This is a genomic window from Streptomyces sp. NPDC048392 (genome assembly GCF_043200575.1).
Lineage (GTDB): Bacteria > Actinomycetota > Actinomycetes > Streptomycetales > Streptomycetaceae > Streptomyces.
The window spans coordinates 65,362-92,087 of the sequence record NZ_JBICYB010000027.1 but is presented as its reverse complement, the minus strand read 5'-3'; the positions used below and the strand labels follow the sequence as shown (position 1 = coordinate 92,087).

Below are 26,726 nucleotides of genomic sequence, written 5' to 3'. Positions count from 1 at the left end.
GAAATACCAGCTCAAACCCCGCGACTGGGCCACCGCCGCCCGCCGGGGCACCACCATCGCCCCCCTCATCACCAAGCTCAACACCATCCGGCGCGAGAACCCGGCTCTGCGCCAACTGCGCGATCTGCACTTCCATCCCACGGACAAGGAGGAGGTGATCGCCTACTCGAAGCGGCAGGGGTCGAACACGGTTCTGGTGGTCGCCAACCTCGACCCCCACCACACCCAGGAGGCGACGGTCTCGTTGGACATGCCGCAACTCGGCCTGGACTGGCACGAGTCGGTGCCGGTGCGCGACGAGCTGACCGGCGAGACCTACCACTGGGGCAGGGCCAACTATGTGCGCCTGGAGCCGGGCCGTTCGCCCGCGCACGTCTGCACGGTTCTGCGACCGTCCCACCCGCAGATCGGAGGGTCACCCACCACATGATCGTCAACGAGCCCGTGCCGGACACCTTCGAGGACACCCCCGCCAGGGACCGGGACCCGGACTGGTTCAAACGAGCCGTCTTCTACGAGGTCCTCGTCCGCTCCTTCCAGGACAGCAACGGCGACGGCGTCGGCGACCTCAAGGGCCTCACCGCCAAGCTGGACTACCTGCAATGGCTGGGCGTGGACTGCCTGTGGCTCCCGCCCTTCTTCAAGTCACCGCTGCGCGACGGCGGTTACGACGTCTCCGACTACACCGCCGTCCTGCCCGAGTTCGGCGACCTCGCCGACTTCGTGGAGTTCGTGGACGCGGCCCACCAGCGCGGCATGCGCGTGATCATCGACTTCGTCATGAACCACACCAGCGACCAGCACCCGTGGTTCCAGGAGTCCCGGAGGAACCCGGACGGCCCGTACGGCGACTACTACGTCTGGGCCGACGACGACAAGCAGTTCCAGGACGCGCGCATCATCTTCGTCGACACCGAGGCGTCGAACTGGACCTACGACCCGGTGCGCAAGCAGTACTACTGGCACCGGTTCTTCTCCCACCAGCCGGACCTCAACTACGAGAACCCGGTCGTGCAGGAGGAGATGATCTCCGCGCTGAAGTTCTGGCTGGACCTGGGCATCGACGGGTTCCGGCTGGACGCGGTGCCGTACCTGTACCAGGAGGAGGGCACCAACTGCGAGAACCTTCCGGCCACGCACACCTTTTTGAAACGGGTGCGCAAGGAGATCGACGCGCAGTACCCGGACACGGTGGTGCTGGCCGAGGCCAACCAGTGGCCCGAGGACGTCGTCGACTACTTCGGCGACTACGCCGCCGGCGGCGACGAGTGCCACATGGCCTTCCACTTCCCGGTCATGCCGCGGATCTTCATGGCCGTGCGGCGCGAGTCCCGCTACCCGGTCTCCGAGATCCTCGCCAAGACCCCCGCGATCCCGTCCGGCTGCCAGTGGGGCATCTTCCTGCGCAACCACGACGAGCTGACCCTGGAGATGGTCACCGACGAAGAGCGCGACTACATGTACGCGGAGTACGCCAAGGACCCGCGCATGCGCGCCAACATCGGCATCCGCCGGCGGCTGGCCCCGCTCCTGGACAACGACCGCAACCAGATCGAGCTGTTCACGGCGCTGCTGCTGTCCCTGCCCGGCTCGCCGATCCTCTACTACGGCGACGAGATCGGCATGGGCGACAACATCTGGCTCGGCGACCGCGACGCCGTGCGCACCCCGATGCAGTGGACCCCGGACCGCAACGCCGGCTTCTCCTCGTCCGACCCCGGGCGCCTGTTCCTGCCCACGATCATGGACCCGGTCCACGGCTACCAGGTCACGAACGTCGAGGCCTCGATGGCCTCGCCGTCCTCCCTGCTGCACTGGACCCGCCGCATGATCGAGATCCGCAAGCAGAACGTGGCCTTCGGCCTGGGCACCTACACCGAGCTGCCCTCCTCCAACCCGGCGGTCCTGGCCTTCCTGCGCGAGCACGAGGACGACCTGGTCCTGTGCGTCCACAACTTCTCGCGGTTCGCGCAGCCCACCGAGCTCGATCTCAGCGCCTTCGGCGGACGCCACCCGGTCGAGCTGTTCGGCGGGGTCCGCTTCCCGGCGGTCGGCGACCTGCCGTATCTGCTGACCCTCGGGGGGCACGGCTTCTACTGGTTCCGGCTCCGCAAGGACGCCGTCTAGACCCGGGCCCCGGGCGGGCGGTTTCCCCCGTACCGCCCGGGGCACGCATCAGTAACACCCCGACGATCCGGGGAAAGGACGCGACGCCATGCCGGAAGCCGTCATACGCACCGTCCCGAGCCCGCCAGGCCTCCTGGCGTCCCTTGATCCGCTCCTGCGGGAGTGGCTGCCGCGGCAGCGGTGGTTCGCGGGGAAGGGCCGCCCGGTCACCGGCTTCTCGCTGGTCGCCGCCACCGAGCTGCTCCCCGCCGACTCCCGCCTCGGCCTCCACCACGTGCTGGTGCGGGCCCACCAGCAGTACGCGCCGGCCGGGGGCGCGCCGGAGGAGCCCGGGGACTGCTACCAGCTGCTGATAGGCACGCGCGAGGCGCTGCCGCCCCGGCTCGCGCCCGCGCTGATCGGGCGGGTGACCGACGGCCCGGCGGCCGGACACACCGCCTACGACGCCCTGTACGACATCCGGCCCGCCGAGGTCCTGCTCGAGGCGCTGCGCTCCGGGGCCCGCATCGGCGGGCTCCGCTTCGAGCGGGCACCGGACCAGGAGATACGCGCGGGACTGGTCCCGCGGCTGATGACCGCCGAGCAGTCCAACTCCTCGGTCGTGTATGGAGATACGTTCATTCTCAAGTTGTTGCGCCGGATCGTACCGGGGGTCAACCCCGACCTGGAGCTGCCGCTGGCCCTGGCCCGCGAGGGCTGCCCGCGGGTGCCGGCGCCGGCGGGGTGGATGGTGGCGGACCTGAACGGCCGGTCCTGGGTACTGGGCGTGCTCCAGCCCTATGTGCAGGGTGCGACCGACGGCTGGGACCTGGCACTGCGCGAGCTGGCCAAGGGCGAGGACTTCGTCGCCGAGGCCCGGGCGCTCGGGCGGGCCACCGCCGAGGTGCACACCGCGCTGGCCCGCGCCCTGCCGACCGTCACCCTCGGCCACGCCCAGGCGCGGCAGCTCGTCGACGGCATGATCGAGCGGCTGGACGAGGCCGTGCAGGCCGTGCCCCTGCTCGGGTCGTACGCACCCGCGCTGCGGACGGCGTTCACGGCGCTGGCGGACCTGGCAGCCGAGGGCCGCACCTGGACCGCACAGCGGGTCCACGGCGACCTGCACCTCGGCCAGTGCCTGCGCTCCCCCGACGGCGAGTGGTCACTGATCGACTTCGAGGGGGAACCGGCGAAGCCCCTGGCCGAGCGGCGGCTGCCGCAGCCGGCGGTGCGGGACGTCGCGGGGATGCTGCGCTCCTTCGACTACGCCGCGCACTCGGCCGGCGTGTCCGTACCGGGCTGGGCCGAGTCCTGCCGGGCCGCGTACTGCACCGGGTACGCGGAGGCCGGTGGCCACGACCCGCGCACCGACCCGGTGCTGCTGCGCGCCTACGAGACGGACAAGGCCGTCTACGAGGTCCTGTACGAGGCCCGGCACCGTCCCGAGTGGCTTCCGGTGCCCCTGGCCGCGGTGCGCCGCCTGTCCGCGCCCGAACCGGCATGACGCCCCCTCTTGATCCCACTTCGTCCAGGAGGCTCCGCCCGTGACCCCCCGCAACTCGTCCAGCGGTTCCGACCCGAAGAAGGCGACCGCCGAGAAGACGGCCGCCGAGAAGACGGCCACGAAGAAGACGGCCGCGAAGACCGCTGCCGGCGGGAAGGCAGTCGCCAAGAAGGCGGCCACGAAGAAGACGGTGGCCAGGAAGACCGCCGCGAAGAAGGCGGAGACGGCCGCGCAGAAGGCCCCCGTCGTGAAGGAGACCGCCCCGCGGGGAGCCGGGACCCCCTCCCCCGGGGCCGACGTCGAGGTCGCCGTCTCTCCCTCACTGGACGCCGGCGACCGGGAACGGCTGCTCGCCGGCACGCACCACGACCCGCACTCGGTGCTCGGCGCGCACCGGGTGCCCGGCGGAGTCGCGTTCCGGGCGTTCCGGCCGTACGCCCTGGCGGTGACCGTGCTCTCCGGGGAGCTGCGGGTCGAGCTGCACCACGACGGGGACGGGTTCTTCTCCGGGCTGGTGCCGCTCGGGGAGGTACCGGTCCACCGGCTCCTCGTGGCGTACGAGGGCACGGTGCAGGAGGTCGAGGACCCGTACCGCTTCCCGCCCACCCTGGGCGACCTGGACCTGCATCTGATCGGTGAGGGCCGGCACGAGCAGCTGTGGCAGGCGCTCGGCGCGCATCCGACGACGCACGAGGGCGCGGCGGGCACCCGGTTCGCGGTGTGGGCGCCGAACGCGCGCGGGGTCCGGGTGGCCGGCGGCTTCAACTTCTGGGACGGCACCGGTCACCCGATGCGCTCCCTCGGCTCGACCGGCGTGTGGGAGCTGTTCCTGCCCGGCGTCGGCGCGGGTGAGCCGTACAAGTTCGAGATCACCCGGCCCGACGGTTCGCGCACCTTCCGCGCCGATCCGCTGGCCCGCCGTACGGAGGTGCCGCCGGCCACCTCCTCCGTCGTGCACGCCTCGGACTACACGTGGGGCGATGAGGAGTGGCTGGCCCGCCGTGCGGACGCGCCCGCGCACGAGGCGCCGATGTCGGTGTACGAGGTGCACCTGCCCTCCTGGCGGCCCGGGCTGACGTACCGCCGGCTCGCCGAGCAGCTCCCCGCGTACGTCGCCGACCTGGGCTTCACGCACGTCGAGCTGATGCCGGTCGCCGAGCATCCCTTCGGCGGCTCCTGGGGCTACCAGGTCACCGGCTTCTACGCGCCCACGGCCCGGCTCGGCGACCCGGACGACTTCAGGTACCTGGTCGACCGGCTGCACCGGGCGGGCATCGGCGTCCTGATGGACTGGGTGCCGGCGCACTTCCCTCGCGACGACTGGGCGCTGGCCGAGTTCGACGGGCGTCCGCTGTACGAGCACTCCGATCCGCTCCGGGCCGCGCATCCGGACTGGGGGACGCTGGAGTTCGACTTCGGACGCCGGGAGGTGCGCAACTTCCTGGTCGCCAACGCCGTGTACTGGTGCGAGGAGTTCCACATCGACGGGCTGCGGGTCGACGCGGTCGCCTCGATGCTGTACCTGGACTACTCGCGCGAGCCGGGCCAGTGGACGCCGAACGAGCACGGCGGCCGGGAGAACCTGGACGCGGTGGCGTTCCTGCAGGAGATGAACGCGACGCTGTACCGGCGGGTGCCGGGAGTCGTGACCGTCGCCGAGGAGTCCACGGCCTGGGACGGGGTCACGCGCGCCACGCACCACAAGGGGCCCAGTGGCTTCGGAGGGCTCGGGTTCGGGCTGAAGTGGAACATGGGGTGGATGCACGACTCGCTCGAGTACATGAGCCGCGAGCCGGTGCACCGCAAGTACCACCACGGCGAGCTGACCTTCTCCATGGTGTACGCGTACAGCGAGAACTACGTGCTGCCGATCTCCCACGACGAGGTGGTGCACGGCAAGAGGTCACTGGTGTCGAAGATGCCCGGCGACTGGTGGCAGCAGCGTGCGAACGAGCGGGCGTACCTGGGCTACATGTGGGCCCACCCCGGCAAGCAGCTGCTCTTCATGGGCCAGGAGTTCGCGCAGGGCGCCGAGTGGTCGGAGGCGCACGGCCCCGACTGGTGGCTGCTCGACCCGGAGTACGGGGCGGCGGCGGACCACCGGGGCGTGCGCGACCTGGTGCGGGACCTGAACACGGTCTACCGGGCCACACCCGCGCTCTGGCAGCGCGACACCCACCCCTCCGGCTTCGCCTGGGTGGTCGGGGACGCCGCCGAGGACGACGTGCTGGCGTTCCTGCGCCTGGACGCCGACGGCACCCCGCTGCTCGCGGTGTCGAACTTCGCCCCGGTGGTCCGCTCCGACTACCGCCTCGGCGTCCCCGACGCCGTCCCGGCCTGGCACGAGGTGCTCAACACGGACGCGGCGCGGTACGGCGGCGGCGACGTCGGCAACCCGGACCCGGTCAAGCCGGAGCCGCAGGGGTGGCACGGCCGGCCGGCGAGCATCCGGCTGACCCTGCCGCCCCTGGCGACCGTGTGGCTGCGTCCGGCCTGACCGTCAGGACGCGTCCGCGAGTCCCCGCGGCAGCGGCTCGCTGTGCAGGACACCGAGCCGCTGGGTGGCCCGGGTGAGGGCGACGTACAGGTCGCTGGTGCCGTAGCGGCCGGGTTCGACGACCAGCACGGAGTCGAATTCCAGACCCTTGGACTGGCGCGGGTCGAGCAGGACGACGCCGTGCGTGAGGTCCGGCTCGGCGCCCGCCGTCACGCCGTCCAGCCGGGCCGCGAGGGACCTGTGCAGTTCGCGCGGGGCGATGACGGCGAGGCGGCCCTCCTCGGGGGTCAGCTCCCGGGCGGCCCCGGCGACCGCGGCCGGGAGGTCGCCGGTGGCGCGGATCCAGGGGCGCACGCCCGTGGACCGCACCGAACTCGGCGGCGCGAAGGCGGGATCGTCGGCGCGGACCACGGTCGCCGCGAGGTCCATGATCTCGGCCGGGGTGCGGTAGTTGACGCCCAGGCGGGTGTGGGTCCAGCGGTCCTCGACGTAGGGGGCGAGGATCTCCGACCAGGAGCCGACACCGGCCGCCTCCGCGGTCTGCGCCGGGTCGCCGACCAGGGTCATGGAGCGGGTCGGGCAGCGCCGCATCAGCAGTCGCCAGGCCATCGGGGACAGCTCCTGCGCCTCGTCCACGATGATGTGCCCGAAGGCCCAGGTGCGGTCGGCCGCGGCGCGTTCGGCGGCGCTGCGGTGGTCGTCCTCCTCCTGGCGTTCGGCGAACCGCTCGGCGTCGATGACGTCGTGCGCGGACAGGACCTCCGCGGCCTCCTCGTCCTTGTCCTCGAACTCGTAGGTCCGGGACGCGTACGACACGTCCAGCACGCCCTGCGCGTAGGCGATCTGCTCCTCCCGCTCGCGTTCGGCGCGGGAGCGGGCGATCCGGTCGTCCACGCCGAGCAGTTCGGCCGCCTCGTCCAGCAGGGGCACGTCGGCGACGGTCCAGCGCCGGGTGACCGGACGGCGGACCGCGGCGGCGTCCTCGGCGGACAGGAAGCCCTCGGGGGCGGCGAGGAAGTCGGCGACCAGGCGCTGCGGGGTGAGCCGGGGCCAGAGCCGGTCGATCGCCGACCAGACCTCGGGGTTCTCGGCGAGTTCGTCGCGGATCTGGGTGATGTCGCTGGGGTCCAGAAGGTTGGTGCCGTCGTAGGGGTCGGTGCCGATGCGTTCGGCGACCATGTCGGTGAGGGTGTTGAGGATGTGGCCCTCGAAGTGCTCGCGGGCCGCGTTGTGGGGCAGCTTCGCGGCGCGGGCGCGCTCGCGGGCGACGTTGACCAGCCCGTCGTCCAGCATGAGGATGTCGCGGTCGTGCTCGATCGCGATCACCGGGTCGGGCAGCGCCTGCCGGTCGCGGACCACCTCGGCGAGCACGTCGGCCAGGTCGGCGCGGCCCTTCACGGCCGCCGCCCCGGGGGTGTCCGTCACCGTGGCCCGCACGCCGGGGAACAGCTCGCCGACCGTGGCGAGGAGTACGCCGGTCTCGCCCAGCGAGGGCAGCACCTCGCCGATGTAGCCGAGGAAGGCCGGGTTGGGGCCGACGATGAGGACGGCGCGCTTGGCGAGCAGCTCGCGGTGCTCGTAGAGCAGGTAGGCGGCGCGGTGCAGGGCGACGGCGGTCTTGCCGGTGCCGGGGCCGCCCTCGACGACCATGACGCCGCGGTGCGGGGCACGGATGATGCGGTCCTGGTCGGCCTGGATGGTCTGCACGATGTCGCCCATGCGGCCGGTGCGCGCGGAGTTCAGCGCCGCCAGCAGCACGGCGTCGCCCGAGGGGTCCTCGTGGCCGGTCCTGGTCTCGTCGCCGAGGTCGAGGATCTCGTCGTGCAGGGCGGTGACCCGGCGGCCCTCGCTGGTGATGTGCCGGCGGCGGCGCAGGCCCATCGGTGTGTGGCCGGTCGCCAGGTAGAAGGGCCGGGCGACGTCGGCCCGCCAGTCGATGAGGACCGGGGTGCGTTCGGCGTCGTCGGCCCGGAGTCCGATGCGGCCGATGTGGTGGCCCTGCCCGGAGGTGAGGTCGATGCGGCCGAAGCAGAGGGAGCCGTCCACCGCGTTGAGCGCGGCGAGCAGCCCGGAGCGCTCGGCGACCAGGATGTCCCGCTCCAGCCGCGCCTGCTGCGGGGTGTCGCCCTGCGCGAGCGCGTCCGTCACCGACGTTTCGGCGTCGCCGCGCAGCGCGTCCACGCGTGCGTACAGTCCGTCGACGAATTCCTGCTCACTGCGCGATTCATCGTCCGGAAATTCGGTGTTTGACAATTCCACTCCCGCCCGGATATACTGAGGTCACTGGACTTCCTCGCGACCTCAATTCTACTGAAGTCACGAATCATCGAATATACGCAAAGAAATCCCCCGGGCGCAATTGCTCGGGGGATTTCTTGTGTCCGTGCGGGTCAGAGCACGTCGGCCAGCTCCTCCAGCAGCCGCCGCCTGGGCCGGGAGCCGACCATCGACTTCACCGGCTCGCCTCCGCGGAACACCATGAAGGTCGGCATCGACAGCACCTTGTACGCGTTCGTGGTCGCCGGGTTCCGGTCGACGTTCAGCTGCACCACGCGGAGCCGGTCGCCCTCCTCCTCGGCCAGGGCGCTGAGCACCGGCGCCATCTGCCGGCACGGCGGGCACCAGTCCGCGGTGAACTCCACCAGTACGGGCAGCTCCGCCCCGATCACCTCCGCCGCGAAGTCCGCGTCCGTCACCTCGGGCACCCCACTGCTCCTCATGCGTGTCCTCCCAGTTCGCACTTGGGCTCCGGACCCCCCGGAACCGCCGCCTCGGCCCGGGCCAGCTGGGCGCCGACCTGCGCCCGCACCGACGTGAGCTGCTCGATCAGCGCGTCCAGCTCCGCCAGCTTGCGCCGGTAGACCACCAGGGACGCCGGGCAGGAGTCGCCCTCGGGGTGCCCGGCGCGCAGGCACTCCACGAACGGGCGGGTCTCCTCCAGGCCGAACCCGAAGTTCTGGAGGGTCCTGATCTGCCGCAGCATTCTCAGGTCGTCCTCGTCGTAGGTCCGGTGTCCGTTGCCGCCCCGCCGCGCGGGCAGCAGGCCCCGCGACTCGTAGTACCGCAGCGTCCGCGTGGTGGTCCCGGCCCGTGCGGCCAGCTCGCCGATTCGCATGGGGACGAACGTAGGCCCTGACGCGGACGTCAAGGCAAGAAGTCGAGGACGGTCCGGGGAAAGGGGGGAGCCCCGCGCGGAAGGCGCGGGGCTCCGGGGGCCGGGCGGCCGAGCAACGGGGGGAGCATCTCGGCCGCCCGGTGGTGTGGGGTGAAGCGCGGGCGTCAGGCCCTCGCCAGCTGCTTCTCGCCGCCCTGCTCGGGCAGGTCGGGTGTGCCCTCGGCGTCGTCGGCGCCGTGGTGGTCGTCCAGCAGCGTCTTCTCGTCGAACGGCACACGGCCGGCGAGCACCTCGTTGACCCGGTCCTTGTCGATCTCCTTGGTCCAGGTGCCGATCAGGACGGTGGCGACGGCGTTGCCGCCGAAGTTGGTCAGCGCGCGCGCCTCGCTCATGAAGCGGTCGATGCCGACGATCAGACCGATGCCGTCCACCAGGGCGGGCTTGTGCGAGGACAGGCCGCCGGCCAGCGTGGCGAGGCCGGCGCCGGAGACACCGGCGGCGCCCTTGGAGGCCACCAGCAGGAAGAGCAGCAGCGGGATCTGCTCACCGATCGACATCGGCGTACCCATGGCGTCCGAGATGAACAGCGAGGCCATGGTCATGTAGATCATGGTGCCGTCCAGGTTGAACGAGTAGCCGGTCGGGACCGTGATGCCGACCACCGGCTTGCTGACGCCCAGGTGCTCCATCTTCGCGATGAGGCGCGGCAGCGCCGACTCCGACGAGGAGGTGGACAGGATCAGCAGGAACTCGCGGCCCAGGTACCTGAAGAGCGAGAGGACGTTGACCCCGGAGACGACGCGCAGCACCGTGCCGAGGACCAGGAAGAGGAAGAGGAAGCAGGTCGTGTAGAAGCCGAGCATCAGCACGGCCAGGCTCTTCAGGGCCTCCACGCCGGCCGATCCGGTGACCGCGGCGATGGCGCCGAAGGCACCGACCGGGGCCGCCCACATGATCATCGCCAGGACGCGGAAGACCAGCCGCTGGATGTGCTCGACGCCACGCAGCACGGGCTGACCGGCGGAGCCCATGGCCTGCAGGGCGAAGCCGCACAGCAGGGCGATCAGCAGGGTCTGCAGGACCTCGCCCGCGGTGAACGCCGAGACGATCGTCGTCGGGATGATGCCCAGCAGGAAGTCGACGGTGCCCTTGGCCTCCGCGTCGACCTGTGCCTGGCCGGTGTCCTTGACGGCGTCGGTGACCGCGAGGCCCGTGCCCGGGTCCAGGATGTTGCCGACGATCAGGCCGATGGCGAGCGCCACCAGCGACATCACGAAGAAGTAGCCCAGGGCGATACCACCGACGGCGCCGACCTTGGCGGCTTTGCGGACGGAGCCGATGCCCAGCACGATCGTGCAGAAGATGATCGGCGAGATCATCATCTTGATCAGGCTCACGAAGCCGGTGCCGAGCGGCTTCAGCTCGGTCGCGAAGTCCGGGGCGATCAGGCCGACCGCGATACCGAGGGCCACCGCGATGATCACCGCGATGTAGAGATAGTGCGTGCGGTCCCGCTTGGCTTGTGGTGCGGCAGGTGCCGTAGCGGCGTTGCTGGTCACGGCTGCCCTCCTTGACGACGTCGTCGGTGCTCACCGGCGTGCGGCTCACGTCCGGGGGTTTGTGTCGGGGATGCGGTGACTATCTCCCGGCGTGTGAGCGCGGTCACCCTTGCGTTCATTTAGTTCGCGATCCAGCCAGGAGGGAGACTGGCGCCATGCACCTCCGCGTCCCGAGACCCCGCAGCCTGGCCGGGCAGCTCTTCGCCATGCAGGCCGTGCTCATCACGGTCGTCGTGGTCGGGTACGCGCTGTTCACCTACATCAGCGACCGGGGGCAGGCGGAGGAGGCGGCCGGGCGGCAGGCCAGGTCGGTGTCGCTGGCGATAGCCGACTCACCGTCCGTGGCCGAGGCGATCCGCGCCCCGGACCCGACGGCGCGCCTCCAGCCGTACGCGGTGCGGGTCATGCGGGACACCGACGTGGACTTCGTGACGATCATGGATCCGCTGGGGATCCGCTGGACCCACCCCGACCCGCAGCAAATCGGCCATCCCTTCCAGGGGCACATCGGGCGCGCGCAGCGGGGCGGGACCTTCACCGAGACCTACACGGGCACGCTCGGTCCCTCGGTGCGGGCGGTCACGCCCATCGTGGACGACGGACGGATCGTCGGCCTGGTCAGCGCCGGCATCAAGGTCGAGGAGATCAGCAAGCGGGCACAGGAGCAGCTGGCGGCCCTGTCGGGGGTGGCGGCCGGGGCGCTGCTGCTCGGCGCGGTCGGGACGTACGTGATCAACGCGCGGCTGCGCCGGCACACGCACGGGATGAACGCGGACGAGCTGAGCCGGATGCACGACTACCATCAGGCGGCGCTGCACGCGGTGCGGGAGGGGCTGCTGATGCTGGACGGGCAGTACCGCGTCGCGCTGATCAACGACGGCGGCCGGGAGCTGCTCGGCGTGCGCGGCGACGTGGTCGGCGCCTCGGTCGCGGACCTGGGGCTGCCGTCGCCGCTGACGGGGGCGCTGCTGGCGTCGGAGTCGCGGGTGGACGAGGTGCACCTGGCGGCGGAGCGGGTGCTGGTGGTGAACACCTCGCCGGTGACCGGCGGTGAGCGCCGGGGCACGGTGGTGACGTTGCGGGACGTGACCGAGTTGCAGTCGCTGACGGGCGAGCTGGACTCGGAGCGCGGTTTCACGCAGGCGCTGCGCTCGCAGGCGCACGAGGCGGCGAACCGGCTGCACACGGTCGTCTCGCTGATCGAGCTGGGACGGGCGGAGGAGGCCGTGGAGTTCGCGACGGCGGAGCTGGAGCTGGCGCAGGCGCTCACCGACCAGGTGGTGGCGGCGGTGGGCGAGCCGGTGCTGGCGGCCCTGCTGCTGGGCAAGACGGCGCAGGCCAACGAGCGAGGGGTGGAGCTGGTGGTCTCACAGGACAGCCGACTGGACGACGGGCTGCTGCCGCCGTCGCTGCCCGCCAGGGACCTGGTGACGATCCTGGGCAACCTGGTGGACAACGCGGTGGACGCGGCGCAGGGCGCGGTGCCCTCGCGGGTGACGGTGGCGGCGTATACGGACGGTGGCCCCTCCGAAGGGGCGGGTGCGGAGGCAGCGGGCACGGACGCGGCCGGGGACGGCGGCTCCGAGCTGGTACTGCGGGTGTCGGACACCGGCGCCGGAGTCGACCCCGCCCATGCCGACCTGGTCTTCCAGCGGGGCTACTCGACGAAGCCGGCCGGCGAGGGCGGGCGCGGTCTGGGCCTCGCGCTGGTCCGGCAGGCGGTGCGGCGGCACGGCGGCTCCCTGACCGTGGCGGACGCCGAGGGCGGCGGTGCCCGCTTCGAGGCCCGGCTGCCCCTGGACGACGCCGGGGGCGGCACGGGAACACCGGCCGCGGTGCCGGGCGGCAGACCGGAATCCGGGAGTGCCGAATGAGCCGGCGACGGCCCGTGCGTGTCGTCCCGGTCGGCTTGGGCTGCCGGGCCGCCGCCGGCGTGTGCCGTTGCCGCCGCCCCCACGGCACGCCCACCCACCGGCGTCCCGGCGAGGTCACGCCCGTGCGTGTCGTCCCGGTCGGCTTGGGCTGCCGGGCCGCCGCCGGCGTGTGCCGTTGCCGCCGCCCCCACGGCACGCCCACCCACCGGCGTCCCGGCGAGGTCACGCCCGTGCGTGTCGTCCCGGTCGGCGTGGGCTGCCGGGCCGCCGCCGGCGTGTGCCGTTGCCGCCGCCCCCACGGCACGCCCACCCACCGGCGTCCCGGCGAGGTCACCCTCCCCGGGGGTGCCGTATGAGCGCCGGCCCGCAGCCCATCCGGGTCCTGGTCGTCGAGGACGACCCGGTCGCCGCCGACGCGCACGTGATGTACGTCGGCCGGGTGCCGGGGTTCGTCGCCGTCGGCAAGGCGCACACCGGGGCGGAGGCCCGGCGGATGCTGGACCGTACGCCGGTGGACCTGCTCCTGCTCGACCTGCACCTGCCGGACGTGCACGGACTCCGGCTGGCCCGTTCGCTGCGGGCGGCGGGGCATCACACCGACGTGATAGCGGTGACGTCGGCGCGGGACCTGACGATGGTGCGCGAGGGGGTGTCGCTGGGCGTCGTGCAGTACGTGCTGAAGCCGTTCACCTTCGCCACCCTGCGCGACCGGCTGGTGCGGTACGCGGAGTTCCGGGGCACCGCCGGGGAGGCGAGCGGCCAGGACGAGGTCGACCGCGCCCTGGCCACCCTGCGCGCCCCGGGTCCGGCGGCCCTGCCGAAGGGGCTGAGCGGGCCGACGCTTGAGCGGGTGACGGGCGTGCTGCGCGGTTCGGACGAGGGCCTCACGGCGGCCGGGGTGGCCGAGGCGGTGGGCATCGCGCGGATCACGGCCCGGCGTTACCTGGAGCACCTGGTGGACGCGGGGCGGGCGGGGCGGAGCCCGCAGTACGGGCAGGTCGGGCGGCCGGAGTTGGTGTACCGGTGGGCCCGGGAGGCCGAGCGGGGCCGATGAACACGGGTTGTCCACCGCACAAGCATCGACCTGACTGGACCACTCCTCTTACGTGCGCCGAGCAGCCGTCCCGGCCACGGCGTCGTGCCCGTGGGAGGTCGTGCCGGTGCGTCACACCGTCCGGTTCACCGCTCTGTTCACCCTCGGACTCCACGCCGGTCGTCCTGCTCTACGTGCTGATCTCCCGGCGGCTGGGGGACGGTTCGCGCCGGGCGGGGTGGTCGAGGGGTGGGCTCGGGGGGAGCGCGCGGGAGACCGCGCGCCCCCGTACGTTCCTACAATCCGTATCGCTGGCCGAACGGCCCGTAGTCAGCGTCGCCGTGGACCCCTACGGTGTGGCGCGTGCGCCGACCCTCACCCCACCCGAGCCAGTCGGGTCCCCCGTTCAACGCCCTCGCCGCCCGCCGGCTGCGTGCCGCCCTCAACATGGGGCCCGAGCACGTCGCCCACGGCATGCGGGTCTCGTACGGGCTGCCGTACGTCACCCCCGACCTCGTCGTCGCCTGGGAACGCGGGGCCGCCTCGCCAGGGGCCCCCGAGCTCACCGCGCTCGCGGGGGTGCTGTGGTGTTCGCCCGGTGAGCTGATCGGCCGGCCGCAGTCCCTGCGCGAGCACCGCGTCGCCCGCGGTCTGGCCCCCGACGACGTGGCGCGTGCCGTCGGGCTCGGGCTCCCGGCGTATCTGCGGATGGAGGAGACGAACGGCTGGCGCGGCACCGAACGCCAGTCGGCCCTGCTCGCCGACGTGCTCGGCCTCTCGCTGCCCGACTTCGTGACCGTCACCGGGCGCGAGGAGAAGCTGGCCGACCTGCTGGCGAGCGCCGTGACCACCCGCTGGCAGGGTTGTGTGCGCCCGGTCGCCAAGCTGGCGCCGCTGGACCGGCGTGTCCTGGAGAACGTCCTGCAGGTGCTGCACCAGGACTACCAGGGGCTCATGGCCGCCACCCTCAGCTGGGGCGGCGGCAGCGCCGGCGCGGGCGCCGGGGGCCGTGACTTCCTCGACCGGATCGTGGAGCACTTCTGGTCGGCGGTCGAGAGACATCCGTGAACGGCGCGTCCGGCGGCTAGAACACCGACTCGGCCTCGTCCATCCGGTCCTTCGGCACCGTCTTCAGCTCGGTGACCGCCTCGGCGAGCGGCACCATGACGACGTCCGTGCCGCGCAGCGCGGTCATCCGGCCGAACCCGCCCTGGTGGGCGGCCTCCACCGCGTGCCAGCCGAAGCGGGTGGCGAGCACCCTGTCGTACGCCGTGGGTACGCCGCCGCGCTGGACGTGGCCGAGGATGACCGGCTTGGCCTCCTTGCCGAGCCTGCGCTCCAGCTCGTAGGCGAGCGCGGTGCCGATGCCCTGGAAGCGCTCGTGGCCGAACTTGTCGATGGCGCCCTTGCCGTAGTCCATGGAGCCCTCGGCGGGGTGGGCGCCCTCGGCGACGCAGACGACGGCGAACTTCTTGCCGCGGGCGAACCGCTCCTCGACCATCTTGGCCAGGTCGGCCGGGTCGAAGGGGCGCTCCGGCAGGCAGATGCCGTGGGCGCCGGCGGCCATGCCGGACTCCAGGGCGATCCAGCCGGCGTGCCGGCCCATGACCTCGACGACCATGACGCGCTGGTGGGACTCGGCGGTGGTCTTGAGGCGGTCCATCGCCTCGGTGGCCACGCCGACGGCGGTGTCGAAGCCGAAGGTGCGGTCGGTGGAGGAGATGTCGTTGTCGATGGTCTTCGGCACGCCGACCACCGGCAGGCCGGCGTCGGACAGCATCCGGGCGGCCGTGAGCGTGCCCTCGCCGCCGATGGGGATCAGGGCGTCGATGCCGAAGTTCTGGATCATGTCCGAGGCGTTCTCGCAGGCCTCGCGGAGCCGGTCGCGCTCCAGCCGGGAGGAGCCGAGGATGGTGCCGCCGCGGGCGAGGATGCCGCTGACCGCGTTGAGGTCGAGCGTGCGGTAACGGCCGTCCAGCAGGCCCGCGTAGCCGTCCTCGAAGCCGATGACCTCGTCGCCGTAGTTGTCGACCGCTCGGTGCACGACCGACCGGATCACTGCGTTCAGGCCGGGGCAGTCGCCGCCTGCGGTGAGAACTCCGATACGCATCGTGCTGTGTCTCCTGCTCGCTGTTGACACCGGTGAGCCGATCCAATCCTTTCACGGCCCGGAGGACGGTGGACGACGGCGGACCACAGCGGGCACTGACGGGCGCCTTAACCATAGCCGGAGGTATTGTCAAGAGGGTTCCGCTCACCCCGGTGGGCGATTTCTGTGCACGGTACAGCCGCCACCAGACGAAACGGAGAGCAGGCGTGACGCGCAGCGTGTACGTGACCGGTATCGACCGCGGCGACGGCCGCCAGGTCGTCGAGCTGGGAGTCATGGAGCTCCTGACCCGGCAGGTCGACCGCGTCGGCGTCTTCCGTCCCCTGGTCCACGACGGACCCGACCGGCTCTTCGAGCTGCTGCGCGCCCGCTACCGGCTCTCGCAGGACCCGGCGACGGTCTACGGCATGGACTACCAGGAGGCGTCCCTCCTCCAGGCCGAACAGGGCGTGGACGAGCTGGTGTCAGCGCTGGTCGACCGGTTCCACGTGGTGGCGCGGGACTACGACGTCGTGCTCGTCCTGGGCACGGACTACGCCGACACCCAGTTCCCGGACGAGCTGTCGCTGAACGCGCGGCTCGCCAACGAGTTCGGCGCCTCGGTCCTCCCGGTCGTCGGCGGCCGCAGGCAGAGTGCCGAGTCCGTACTCGCGGAGACCCACAACGCCTTCCGCGCCTACGACGGCCTCGGCTGCGACGTGCTGGCCATGGTGACCAACCGGGTCGCGCGCGAGGACCGGGACGCGATCGCCGAGCGGCTCGCGCACCGGCTGCCGGTACCGTGCTGGGTGGTGCCGGACGAGCCCGCCCTGTCGGCGCCGACGGTCTCCCAGATCGCGCACGCCCTGGGCGCCGAGGTGGTCCTCGGCGACGACTCGGGGCTCGCCCGCGACGCACTGGACTTCGTCTTCGGCGGGGCCATGCTGCCCAACCTGCTGGCCGCCCTGACCCCGGGCTGCCTGGTCATCACGCCGGGCGACCGCGCCGACCTGGTGATCGGCGCGCTGGCCGCGCACAGCGCCGGCACCCCGCCGATAGCCGGCCTCCTGCTGACCCTGGACGAGGTGCCCGGCGAGGGCATCCTCACCCTCGCCGCCCGGCTGGCCCCCGGCACCCCGGTGCTCTCGGTGACCGGCAGCAGCTTCCCCACCGCCGAGCGGCTGTCCTCCCTGGAGGGCAGGCTCAGCGCGGCCGCCCCGCGCAAGGCGGAGACCGCCCTCGGCCTGTTCGAGCGCCACGTCGACACCGCCGAGCTGAACAAGCGGGTCTCCGCCCCGAGCAGCGACCGCGTCACGCCGATGATGTTCGAGCACAAGCTCCTGGAGCAGGCCCGCTCCGACCTGCGCCGGGTCGTCCTGCCGGAGGGCACCGAGGAGCGGGTGCTGCACGCCGCGGAGGTGCTGCTGCGCCGGGGCGTGTGCGAGCTGACGCTGCTCGGCCCGGTCGAGCAGATCCGCAAGAGGGCCGCCGATCTCGGCATCGACCTCGGCGGCGCCGAGCTGATCGACCCGGCCGACAGCGAGCTGCGCGACTCCTTCGCCGAGAAGTACGCCGCCCTGCGCGCCCACAAGGGCGTGACCGTGGAGCTGGCGTACGACGTGGTCTCCGACGTGAACTACTTCGGCACGCTGATGGTGCAGGAGGGCTTCGCCGACGGCATGGTCTCGGGGTCGGTGCACTCGACGGCGGCGACCATCCGCCCCGCCTTCGAGATCATCAAGACCAGGCCGGACGCGGCCATCGTCTCGTCCGTCTTCTTCATGTGCCTGGCCGACAAGGTCCTGGTCTACGGCGACTGCGCCGTCAACCCCGACCCGGACGCGGAGCAGCTCGCCGACATCGCCGCCCAGTCGGCGTCCACGGCGGCGCGGTTCGGGGTGGAGCCGCGGATCGCGATGCTGTCGTACTCGACGGGTACGTCCGGTACGGGCGCGGACGTCGACAAGGTGCGCGAGGCGACCGAGCTGGTCCGCTCGCGCCGCCCGGACCTCAGCGTCGAGGGGCCGATCCAGTACGACGCCGCGGTCGAGCCGTCGGTGGCCGCGACGAAGCTGCCCGGCTCGGCGGTCGCCGGGCAGGCCAGCGTGCTGGTCTTCCCCGACCTGAACACGGGCAACAACACCTACAAGGCGGTGCAGCGCTCGGCCGGGGCCATCGCGGTGGGCCCGGTCCTGCAGGGTCTGCGCAAGCCGGTCAACGACCTGTCCCGGGGCGCGCTCGTGCAGGACATCGTCAACACCGTCGCCATCACGGCGATCCAGGCCCAGCAGTCCCCCAGTGAGAAGGCGTCCGATCTGTGAGCGGCACCCGCGTCCTCGTCCTCAACTCCGGTTCCTCGTCGGTGAAGTACCAGCTGCTCGACATGCGGGGCGGCGAGCGGCTGGCCGTCGGCCTCGTCGAGCGGATCGGTGAGGAGACCTCCCGGCTGAAGCACACGACGGCCGGCGGCGAGAGCCGTGAGTGGAGCGGGGCCGTCCCCGACCACGAGGCGGCGCTCAAGGCCGTGGCGGCCGAGCTGGCCGGGGACGGGCTCGGCCTGGACTCGCCCGAGCTGGCCGCGATCGGGCACCGGGTGGTGCACGGCGGGAAGCGGTTCACCGAGCCGACCGTGATCGACGCCGCCGTGCTCGCCGAGATCGAGCGGCTCATCCCGGTCGCCCCGCTGCACAACCCGGCCAACCTCACCGGCATCCGCACCGCGCGGGCCCTGCGCCCGGACCTGCCGCAGGTCGCCGTGTTCGACACCGCCTTCCACTCGACGATGCCGGAGTCCGCGGCCCGCTACGCGATCGACGTCGAGACCGCCGACGCGCACCGCGTCAGGCGCTACGGATTCCACGGCACCTCGCACGCGTACGTGTCGCGCGAGACCGCCGGGCTGCTGGGCCGGGACCCCGAGGACGTGAACGTGATCGTGCTGCACCTGGGCAACGGGGCGTCCGCCTCGGCCGTGCGGGGCGGACGGTGCGTGGACACCTCCATGGGGCTGACGCCCTTGGAGGGGCTCGTGATGGGTACGCGCTCGGGAGACATGGACCCGGCCGTCATCTTCCATCTGATGCGCGTCGGCGGAATGTCCGCCGACGAGATCGACACTCTCCTCAACACGAGGAGCGGTCTGACCGGACTGTGCGGCGACAACGACATGCGGGAGATCCGTCGCCGGGTCGACGCCGGCGACGAGCGGGCGCGGCTGGCCTTCGACATCTACATTCACCGGCTGAAGAAGTACATCGGCGCCTATTACGCCGTTCTCGGGCGGGTGGACGCCGTGACCTTCACGGCCGGGGTCGGGGAGAACTCTGCGCCGGTGCGCGAGGCGGCCCTGGCGGGGCTCGGGGGGCTCGGCCTCGCGGTCGACGGCGGGCTGAACGCCGCGCGCGGCGGCGGGGCCAGGCTGATCTCGCCCCCGGACGCGCGGGTGGCGGTGGCCGTGGTGCCGACCGACGAGGAATTGGAGATCGCGACACAGACCTACGCGCTGGTGAATGGTTCGGGGAATCTCACCTGAGCGGCATCCCGCCCTTTTGTATTTTCCGCCAGCCGGAATATTCCGCGCCGAAACAAAACGATAGGATCGCCCCATGCGCCGTTCGAAAATCGTCTGTACTCTCGGCCCCGCGGTCGACTCCCACGAGCTGCTCGTCTCACTGATCGAAGCCGGCATGAACGTGGCCCGCTTCAACTTCAGCCACGGCACCCACGCCGAGCACCAGGGGCGTTACGACCGGGTGCGGGCCGCCGCCAAGGAGACCGGCAGGGCCATCGGTGTCCTCGCCGACCTGCAGGGCCCGAAGATCCGTCTGGAGACCTTCGCGGAGGGTCCCGTCGAGCTGGTGCGCGGTGACGAGTTCACCATCACCACGGAGGACGTCCCGGGCGACCGGACGATCTGCGGCACGACGTACAAGGGTCTGCCCGGTGACGTCGCCAAGGGCGACCAGGTGCTCATCAACGACGGCAACGTCGAGCTGAAGGTCACCGAGGTCGAGGGCCCGCGGGTGAGGACGATCGTCATCGAGGGCGGCGTCATCTCCGACCACAAGGGCATCAACCTGCCCGGTACCGCGGTCAACGTCCCCGCGCTGTCCGAGAAGGACATCGAGGACCTGCGGTTCGCGCTGCGGATGGGCTGCGACCTGGTCGCCCTCTCCTTCGTCCGGGACGCCAAGGACGTCGACGACGTGCACCGCGTCATGGACGAGGAGGGCCGCCGCGTCCCGGTCGTCGCCAAGGTGGAGAAGCCGCAGGCGGTCGAGAACATGGAGGACGTCGTGATGGCGTTCGACGGCGTGATGGTCGCCCGTGGCGACCTGGCCGTCGAGTACCCCCTCGAAAGGGTCCCCATGGTGCAGAAGCGCCTGATCGAGCTGTGCCGGCGCAACGCCAAGCCGGTGATCGTGGCGACCCAGATGATGGAGTCGATGATCACCAACTCCCGTCCGACCCGCGCCGAGGCCTCCGACGTGGCCAACGCGATCCTGGACGGCGCGGACGCGGTCATGCTGTCGGCGGAGTCGTCCGTGGGCGCGTACCCGATCGAGACCGTCAGGACGATGTCGAAGATCGTCACCGTGGCCGAGCAGGAGCTGCTGTCCAAGGGCCTGCAGCCGCTGGTGCCGGGCAAGAAGCCGCGTACGCAGGGCGGTTCGGTGGCGCGTGCCGCCGCCGAGATCGCCGACTTCCTGGGCGGCAAGGGCCTGGTGGCCTTCACCCAGTCCGGCGACACCGCCCGCCGCCTGTCCCGCTACCGCGCGGCCCAGCCCATCCTCGCCTTCACCACCGACGAGTCGACCCGCAACCAGCTGGCGCTCAGCTGGGGCGTGGAGCCGCACGTGGTGCCGTTCGTGAACAGCACCGACGAGATGGTCGGCCTGGTGGACCAGGAGACGGCCCGCCTCGGCCGGTTCAGCGACGGCGACATCGTCGTGATCACCGCCGGTTCGCCCCCCGGTGTGCCCGGCACCACCAACATGGTCCGCGTGCTCCACCTGGGCGAGACCCGCCGCGGCTGACGGTACGGCGCCCACGGCTTCGGTACGGCGCCGAGGGCGCCCCCTCGGCAGGGGCGCCCTCGGCGGTGACGCGGCTCGCGAACGGGCTGGTGGGCCTGCCCGGCCGGCCGGGTGCCGGTCGTTCCTGTGTCAGTCCGTCGTGTACTGGTGGAGCCCCGGGACGTGGAGCGTGCCGCCGAACTGGCCGGCCTGGACGACCGTCACCTTGGTGAAGTAGATCAGCGGGATGTCCAGCGGCGGCGGGTTCTCCGGATCGAAGGTGATCGGGATCAGCCCGAGCAGGTTGCCCGAGATGCTCTCCGTATACATCACCGTGTCGCCGTCGCGGATCGTGGACGTCGAGCCCTTGGCCGCCTGCACGTGGTAGGTCTTGCCGGCCTGCTCGTCCTTCACCGTCTGGTGCAGGTCGCCGATGTCGGTGCCGTTGGAGATGACGTACTTCAGGACCTTTTTGGTGGTGCCGTTGGCCGTCCTCACCTCGACGACGCCCTCGTACGAGGCGCCCTTCAGCAGCAGCGAGCTGGCGTTGAGGTACCACGGGTCGTCGGGCAGCGGCACCTTGTTGTCGACGCCGCCCTCCTCGTCGGTGGCGACCGGGCAGTCGTCGATGTCCGTGCCGGCGGTCTCGGAGGCGCTGGGGGTGGGCGTGGCGGTCGCGTCGCCCCCGGCCTTCTCCTCGTCCTCCTTGGCCTTCTCCGCCGCGTCCTTCGCCGCCTTGTCCACCGTCTCCCCGGTGTCCTCGGCCGCCTTCGACGCCATGTCGGTCACACCGCCGACCGTGTCCTCCACCGTGTCGGTGACCTTGTCGCCGGTCTCCTTCACGGGGTCGGACGCGTCACCCGCGGCGCTCTCGGACGTCGAGGGGACCGGCGTGGGCATCGGGCTCTCGCCGGCCTTCCTGCCCCCGGTGAAGATGCCCTCGATGGCATCGCCGAGACCTTCCAGGAGCCCGCTTTTGTCCTCCGACTCGGAGGGGGACGGTTGCACGGCGCCCCCGCCGGCCGTCTCCTGGCTCTGCGACGCGGAGGGGGTCGGGGCAGGGTCGGCCTGGTCGCTCCCGCCGGCCTCGGCCCCCTTGTCGTCCTTGGCGCCCTTGTCGTCGGAACCTGAATCCGGCGAAGAGGAGTCGCTCTCGTCCGTGCCCGCGTCCTCGCCCGAGGCGGCGGCGCCGGGCTCCTTCGCGTCGTCCTGGCCCTCGTCGGCCCCGTCGGTCGCCGAGGGCGACGGTGTGGGCGACTCGGACGCATCCTTCTCGGCGTCCTCCAGGGCCGCCACGCAGTCCTTGTACTCGTCGGCCGTCAGGCTGTTGGAGGCCGGCGCCGCGTCATTGCCGTCGGCGAGGGCCAGCGTCGGGGTGAACCCCATCCCCATGAGGACCGCCGTGGGCATCGCCGCGATGGCTATCGCCTTGCCGGCCGGCATGTGGAACCTGGTGAACAACGGCTTCTTGGGTGCCGCGTGGCGCGGCCCGGTTCTCACACGGGCCGACTCCACGTCAGTCCCGCAGGTCACCTCGTCAGCCGGCACTGTGCCTCCCGTTCGCCCCGTTGGCCGGGCTCGTTCCTGACAGGTCGTGCGCCCCCGGCGCCATGAAGGCCTGGGAGGGGTTTCCGTCGTCCGGCCCGCCCCGCGGCGTGGGCACCGTGGTGTCGGTGGCAGCGGTGCCGGGCCCCGGGATGCCGGGCAGCGCCGTGCCGGGGACCAGGCCCTCGGGCGCGTCGTCCGTCCCCTTGCCCTCCAGAGGCGGCTCGGCCTGCGGCGGCTCGCCCGGCACCCACGACACGGCCATGGCTCCGCCGATCAGCGCGAGCAGGAAGCCGATGAGGAACCCGCCGAGGTTGGACACCGGAATGGACACCAGCGCCAGCAGGATCGCCGCGACGCCCGCGAAGACCCGGACGTGCTTCTGGAACCACAGGCTGATGCCCAGGACGACCAGCAGCACGCCGATGATCAGGGACCCGGAGCCCGCGGTGGTGGCCATCGCCAGCGTCAGGTGACCGATCTGGAGGTTCGCGTACGGGAAGTAAGCGATGGGGAGTCCCCCAAGGGCGACGAACAGTCCGGCCCAGAACGGCCGCTCGCCTCGCCAGGCACGGAACTGCAGCCTCCGGCGGGTGAACTGACCGGCTGCGGCAGGAGTCTCGGCGCTCATGGAAAAACAGCTCCCTGTTACGGCTTTGCTGTGGTGGAGACGTAGGCCGCGCGTGAGGCTACGGCCGGAGAGTGGACGGGCGGGGGCGCCACCGGCTCCCCCGCCCGTCAGCGAGTGCTTAGTAGCACTCCTTGACACCCTTGGACAGCGACATCTTCAGACCGCTGAGCTTGAAGGTTCCGGCGGTGGTCGCCCACGCCGTCTGCCTCACGTTCTTCAGCGTGGCCGAGTCGGCCTGCTGCGCGAATCCGTACGGATTCGCGGTGTCGCCCTTCTTGATGCCCGGACCCTTGCTGGCGTCCTTGGCGGCCACACCGATGTCGATGCCGCGGAACGTGGCATCGGCCTCGAGGTCCTCGACGTCGATGTACAGGTTCTCGGCCTTGACCGCCTTGTCGCCGCCGCCCGCCTTCAGCATGAGGCTGACGGAGCCGAACACGGGGATGTCCGGGGTGACTACGGACTGGCACATGTTCTTGATCGTCGCGGACTTGAACGCCGAGACGGCGACGGGATGAGCCGTCTTCTCGCCCTTCAGCGTGTAACCCGAGTCGATCGCCCCGTACTGGGAGAAGCCCGTGCCGTCGAGCTGGTCCGCCGTCACCTTGAACGACTGCCCCGACACGCTGAACGACGCCGCGAGAGCGCCCTGCGCGAGCGCGACACCTATCGCGGCCGTCGCGGCAACGCTGGGCACCATCACCACAGCGAACCGCTTCCATCTGGTCCCGCCACGCACCTGGGACTCCATATTTCCTCCTTCTCGGACGTACATCTCCTGACCTCGACCGGCCTCCGGTTCGGCGGCTCGGCCTGGCAGGGATGGGAGAAGTGCTACGTCCTCGGGAAGGAGAGCGCCCGCACTCGGCGGCACGTACAACGCGCCCGAATAACCGGCGATCACCCCCGAGCGACAACCACTGGTCGCGCCTGACACGCATCACGCACAACCCTGCTGGGCAGGCTTCGCCCCAAGGGCGAAGACCCCCCTGCCCAAGGGCCGGCGTCATTACCGCCGGCCCTGCTCGGTGGGGACCCAAAAACCCCCGTGGCCCGACCGGCTGTCGGGGTACGGGAATGGACCGAGCGTCGCCGATCGTGGTGCATTCTCGCCGTCGGCACAAGGGGGTTCGTTACTCGCTGGTAGCGGCCGGATGACCGCGGGACGACGCACCGGGCCCGAGCGGCGACGCTGGGTGTGCCATGAGGGCGGAACAAAACTGTTGATCGATGGACAGAGTCCGACACATCGACACCACTGTCTTACTGGCAGTAACAGCGGCCGCGATTACCAAGATTCGGTAAAGCGCGGCCGCAGTGGCGCCTCGTCGACAGCTCCTTCACACGCGCACCATGGCTGGGAACGGCGGGCGCCCGGCCGTCGGCGGGCGCCCGGACCGCTCTAGAACAGGGCGCGGGCCAGCGCCCGGCGCGCCGCGGTCACCCGCGGGTCGTCGGCACCGACCACCTCGAACAGCTCCAGCAGCCGCAGCCGTACGGCGTCCCGGTCGTCCCCGGCCGTGACGCGCACCGTGTCGATGAGACGCCCGAAGGCGTCCTCCACGTGACCGCCCACCAGGTCCAGGTCGGCGGCGGCGATCTGCGCCCGGGCGTCACCCGGCTTGTCGGCCGCGTCCTGACGGACCCGCTGCGGATCGGCGTCCTGCACCCGCTGGAGCAACTCGGCCTGGGACAGCCCCAGTTTGGCCTCGGTGTTGCCCGGCTCCTCGGCCAGCACGTTCTTGTACGCCTGGACGGCACCGCCCAGGTCGCCCGCGTCCAGCGCCCGCACGGCGGCTTCGAGCGCCGCGTCGTGCGGCCCGGCCGGGCGCTCGGGGGCGGCGGGCCGCTCGGCACCCGGCTCCGCCTCGGGGTCGACGACGAGACCGGTCAGACCGAAGCGCTCCTCGCCGACCTGCACCAGCTGGTCCAGGGTCTGGCGGATCTGCGCCTCACCGGCGGCACCCTGGAAGAGCGGCAGCGCCTGTCCGGCGACGACCGCGAACACGGCCGGGATGCCCTGGACACCGAACTGCTGCATCAGCGTCTGGTTGGCGTCGACGTCGATCCTGGCGAGGAGGAAGCGCCCGTTGTACTCGACGGCGAGCCGCTCCAGGACCGGGCTCAACTGCTTGCAGGGCTCGCACCACTCGGCCCAGAAGTCGATGACGACCGGGACCTCGGTGGATCGCTGCAGGACATCGCTCTCGAAGCCGGCCTCGTCGACGTCGATGACGAGGTCGGCGGGCGAGACCGCGCCCGTCCCGCCGTGGCGGGCCGCTTCGGCGCGTGCCTGCTCCGCCTTCGTCTTGGCCTCCTGGGCCTGCTTCACCGCGGCGAGGTCGACGACCCCGCTCATGGACATGTTCCGTGGCTGCATGGGTCTATCCTCCCCCGTACTCCGCGCGTGTGTGAAAAGCGGGTCGAAAGCCCGCCCGGACGTGTGCTGTTCGGCGCCGGGTCCCCACCCCACGCCCGTGGTCGTCGCTGGGGCACGGGAACACACCCGTGCTTTCGCTACGAGCCGTAGCGTAATGCCATGACGGGCCGTCGGAACACCCCGTCGCGGTGATCTCCCTCACGGACGCCCGCGTGTTACCCGCCGGTTAAGGTCGGGGGATGCAGAGCAGCAGCCCCGCCGGCCGTGCCGGCCGCCCGCGCAGTGCCGCGGCGGACACCGCGATCCTGGCCGCGACGCGGGCCGCCCTGGTCGACCTCGGCTGGTCGAAACTCACCCTGGGAGACGTCGCCACGCGGGCCGGGGTTGCCAAGACGACGCTCTACCGGCGCTGGGCGGGCAAGAACGAACTGGTAGTGGACGCGGTGGCGGAGCTCTTCGACGAGCTCGAACTGCCCGACCGCGGCTCCCTCGCCGAGGACATCGAGGGCGTGGTGCTCCAGTTCGCGGCGATCCTGGCCCGACCGGAGGCCAGGAACGGCCTGATGGCGGTGGTCGCGGAGTCCACGCGGGACGAGGCGCTGCGCGAGCGCATCCGCACGTCGATCGTCGAGCGGCAGAAGCGCCTGGTGCTGGCGGGCAGGGCGCGCGCCCAGACACGCGGCGAGCTGCCGCCCGAGACCGATCCGGCCCAGGCCGTCCGCACGGCGGATCTCATCTTCGACGTGGTGGCGGGCGCGGTGGTGCACCGCACGCTGGTCAGCTCCCGGGCCGCGGACGAGGAGTGGGTGCGCGGCCTGACCCGGGTGCTGCTGACGGGCCTGGCGGGCGCGGCCGACGGTCCGGCCTCGCCCCGCTAGGACACGGCCGGCGCGGGCTCGGCGCACGGTGACGACCAGTTTTCCCGTGGTGCGGCCGGTCTCCTCCTGTACGTGGGCCCGGGCGCCCTCGGCGAGCGGGAAGGTGCCGGAGACATGGTCGCGGAGCCTGCCCCGTTCGACGAGTCCGGCGATGGCGGGCATCCCCGCCCGGTCGTGCTCGACCAGCAGGCCGACGGCGCGGACGCCCGCCTTCTCGGCCGCGGCCGCGGTGTCCGCGTCCTGCGGCAGCAGGGACACGACGATGCCACCGGGTCGGAGCACGCCCACGGAGCGGGTGGCGGTCCGACCGCCGAGGGCGTCGAGGACGACGTCGTAGCGCTCCTCCGTGTCGGTGAAGTCCTCGGTGCGGTGGTCGACGCAGGCGTCGGCGCCGAGTCCGAGCAGGAAGTCGTGCTTGGGGGCACTCGGGAAAGCGCCCCTGGAGAGGGCGAGCCGGTCACGGCCGCGCCCTCGACCCGCCAGGGCCGGACCCGCCACGA

General features: G+C 71.8%; 19 protein-coding genes and 2 pseudogenes. 11 read left to right on the top strand and 10 right to left on the bottom strand.

The features are described from left to right. The 4 genes and pseudogenes from ACGFYH_RS28235 to glgB form a co-directional block, all read left to right on the top strand. Positions 1-430 (top strand): annotated as a pseudogene (locus ACGFYH_RS28235) (alpha-1,4-glucan--maltose-1-phosphate maltosyltransferase); the annotation flags it as partial. Next, positions 427-2,127 carry a maltose alpha-D-glucosyltransferase gene (treS, locus tag ACGFYH_RS28230; protein ID WP_393805994.1) on the top strand — a complete coding sequence of 567 codons (1,701 nt, stop codon included), beginning with the start codon at positions 427-429 and terminating at the stop codon, positions 2,125-2,127. The pseudogene ACGFYH_RS28235 and the gene treS, both read left to right, overlap by 4 nt. A gap of 88 nt (positions 2,128-2,215) precedes the next feature. After that, the gene (locus tag ACGFYH_RS28225) at positions 2,216-3,610 is read left to right on the top strand and encodes a maltokinase (protein ID WP_393805993.1); all 1,395 of its coding nucleotides are present in this window, start codon (positions 2,216-2,218) and stop codon (positions 3,608-3,610) included. A gap of 40 nt (positions 3,611-3,650) precedes the next feature. After that, positions 3,651-6,107 (top strand): 1,4-alpha-glucan branching enzyme, encoded by a 2,457-nt coding sequence (gene glgB / locus ACGFYH_RS28220; protein ID WP_393805992.1) that lies wholly within the window; start codon positions 3,651-3,653, stop codon positions 6,105-6,107. A gap of 3 nt (positions 6,108-6,110) precedes the next feature. Here glgB and ACGFYH_RS28215 read toward each other — a convergent pair whose 3' ends face one another. The 4 genes from ACGFYH_RS28215 to ACGFYH_RS28200 form a co-directional block, all read right to left on the bottom strand. Then, on the bottom strand, positions 6,111-8,378 hold the full coding sequence (locus ACGFYH_RS28215; protein WP_393805997.1) for a HelD family protein: 2,268 nt from the start codon (positions 8,376-8,378) through the stop codon (positions 6,111-6,113). 119 nt (positions 8,379-8,497) lie between these two features. Next, positions 8,498-8,812 carry a thioredoxin gene (locus ACGFYH_RS28210; protein WP_393805996.1) on the bottom strand — a complete coding sequence of 105 codons (315 nt, stop codon included), beginning with the start codon at positions 8,810-8,812 and terminating at the stop codon, positions 8,498-8,500. Positions 8,813-8,823: 11 nt separating this feature from the next. Continuing rightward, positions 8,824-9,222 carry a MerR family transcriptional regulator gene (locus tag ACGFYH_RS28205; protein ID WP_393805991.1) on the bottom strand — a complete coding sequence of 133 codons (399 nt, stop codon included), beginning with the start codon at positions 9,220-9,222 and terminating at the stop codon, positions 8,824-8,826. Between the two features lie 164 nt (positions 9,223-9,386). Beyond that, positions 9,387-10,781: a cation:dicarboxylate symporter family transporter gene (locus tag ACGFYH_RS28200; protein WP_393805990.1), complete on the bottom strand. Its 1,395-nt coding sequence runs from the start codon at positions 10,779-10,781 to the stop codon at positions 9,387-9,389. A 155-nt stretch (positions 10,782-10,936) separates the two neighbouring features. On the opposite strand from ACGFYH_RS28200, the gene ACGFYH_RS28195 reads away from it, so the two are divergent. From ACGFYH_RS28195 to ACGFYH_RS28185, 3 genes are all read left to right on the top strand, one after another. Next, entirely contained in the window at positions 10,937-12,655 is a 1,719-nt protein-coding gene (locus ACGFYH_RS28195) for an ATP-binding protein (RefSeq protein ID WP_393805989.1), read from the top strand. A 352-nt stretch (positions 12,656-13,007) separates the two neighbouring features. Further along, positions 13,008-13,709, top strand: a complete 702-nt coding sequence (locus tag ACGFYH_RS28190; protein WP_393805988.1) for a response regulator — start codon at positions 13,008-13,010, stop codon at positions 13,707-13,709. A 342-nt stretch (positions 13,710-14,051) separates the two neighbouring features. After that, positions 14,052-14,756 carry a helix-turn-helix domain-containing protein gene (locus ACGFYH_RS28185; protein WP_393805987.1) on the top strand — a complete coding sequence of 235 codons (705 nt, stop codon included), beginning with the start codon at positions 14,052-14,054 and terminating at the stop codon, positions 14,754-14,756. 16 nt (positions 14,757-14,772) lie between these two features. Here ACGFYH_RS28185 and ACGFYH_RS28180 read toward each other — a convergent pair whose 3' ends face one another. Beyond that, the gene (locus ACGFYH_RS28180; protein WP_393805986.1) at positions 14,773-15,798 is read right to left on the bottom strand and encodes an ATP-dependent 6-phosphofructokinase; all 1,026 of its coding nucleotides are present in this window, start codon (positions 15,796-15,798) and stop codon (positions 14,773-14,775) included. Between the two features lie 206 nt (positions 15,799-16,004). On the opposite strand from ACGFYH_RS28180, the gene pta reads away from it, so the two are divergent. The 3 genes from pta (at position 16,005) to pyk (ending at position 20,813) form a co-directional block, all read left to right on the top strand. Next, positions 16,005-18,098, top strand: a complete 2,094-nt coding sequence (gene pta, locus ACGFYH_RS28175; RefSeq protein WP_393805985.1) for a phosphate acetyltransferase — start codon at positions 16,005-16,007, stop codon at positions 18,096-18,098. Next, positions 18,095-19,309: an acetate kinase gene (locus ACGFYH_RS28170; RefSeq protein WP_393805984.1), complete on the top strand. Its 1,215-nt coding sequence runs from the start codon at positions 18,095-18,097 to the stop codon at positions 19,307-19,309. The genes pta and ACGFYH_RS28170 overlap by 4 nt, the downstream gene beginning before the upstream one ends. Positions 19,310-19,382: 73 nt before the next feature. Next, positions 19,383-20,813: a pyruvate kinase gene (gene pyk, locus ACGFYH_RS28165; protein WP_393805983.1), complete on the top strand. Its 1,431-nt coding sequence runs from the start codon at positions 19,383-19,385 to the stop codon at positions 20,811-20,813. A 129-nt stretch (positions 20,814-20,942) separates the two neighbouring features. Here the strand turns inward: pyk and ACGFYH_RS28160 are convergent, their stop codons facing one another. From ACGFYH_RS28160 to ACGFYH_RS28145, 4 genes are all read right to left on the bottom strand, one after another. Beyond that, a complete protein-coding gene (locus ACGFYH_RS28160) occupies positions 20,943-22,340 on the bottom strand; it encodes a hypothetical protein (protein WP_393805982.1) in 1,398 nt (465 codons plus the stop codon). After that, positions 22,330-22,968 (bottom strand): DUF6114 domain-containing protein, encoded by a 639-nt coding sequence (locus ACGFYH_RS28155; protein WP_393805981.1) that lies wholly within the window; start codon positions 22,966-22,968, stop codon positions 22,330-22,332. Before ACGFYH_RS28155 ends, ACGFYH_RS28160 begins: the two co-directional genes overlap by 11 nt. Positions 22,969-23,086: 118 nt before the next feature. Next, a complete protein-coding gene (locus ACGFYH_RS28150) occupies positions 23,087-23,719 on the bottom strand; it encodes a DUF6230 family protein (protein ID WP_393805980.1) in 633 nt (210 codons plus the stop codon). Between the two features lie 651 nt (positions 23,720-24,370). Further along, positions 24,371-25,348 carry a tetratricopeptide repeat protein gene (locus ACGFYH_RS28145; RefSeq protein ID WP_393805979.1) on the bottom strand — a complete coding sequence of 326 codons (978 nt, stop codon included), beginning with the start codon at positions 25,346-25,348 and terminating at the stop codon, positions 24,371-24,373. A 239-nt stretch (positions 25,349-25,587) separates the two neighbouring features. On the opposite strand from ACGFYH_RS28145, the gene ACGFYH_RS28140 reads away from it, so the two are divergent. Further along, the gene (locus ACGFYH_RS28140) at positions 25,588-26,226 is read left to right on the top strand and encodes a TetR/AcrR family transcriptional regulator (protein ID WP_393805978.1); all 639 of its coding nucleotides are present in this window, start codon (positions 25,588-25,590) and stop codon (positions 26,224-26,226) included. Between the two features lie 21 nt (positions 26,227-26,247). Here ACGFYH_RS28140 and ACGFYH_RS28135 read toward each other — a convergent pair. Next, positions 26,248-26,679 (bottom strand): annotated as a pseudogene (locus ACGFYH_RS28135) (zinc-binding dehydrogenase); the annotation flags it as partial. Positions 26,680-26,726 lie beyond the last annotated feature (47 nt).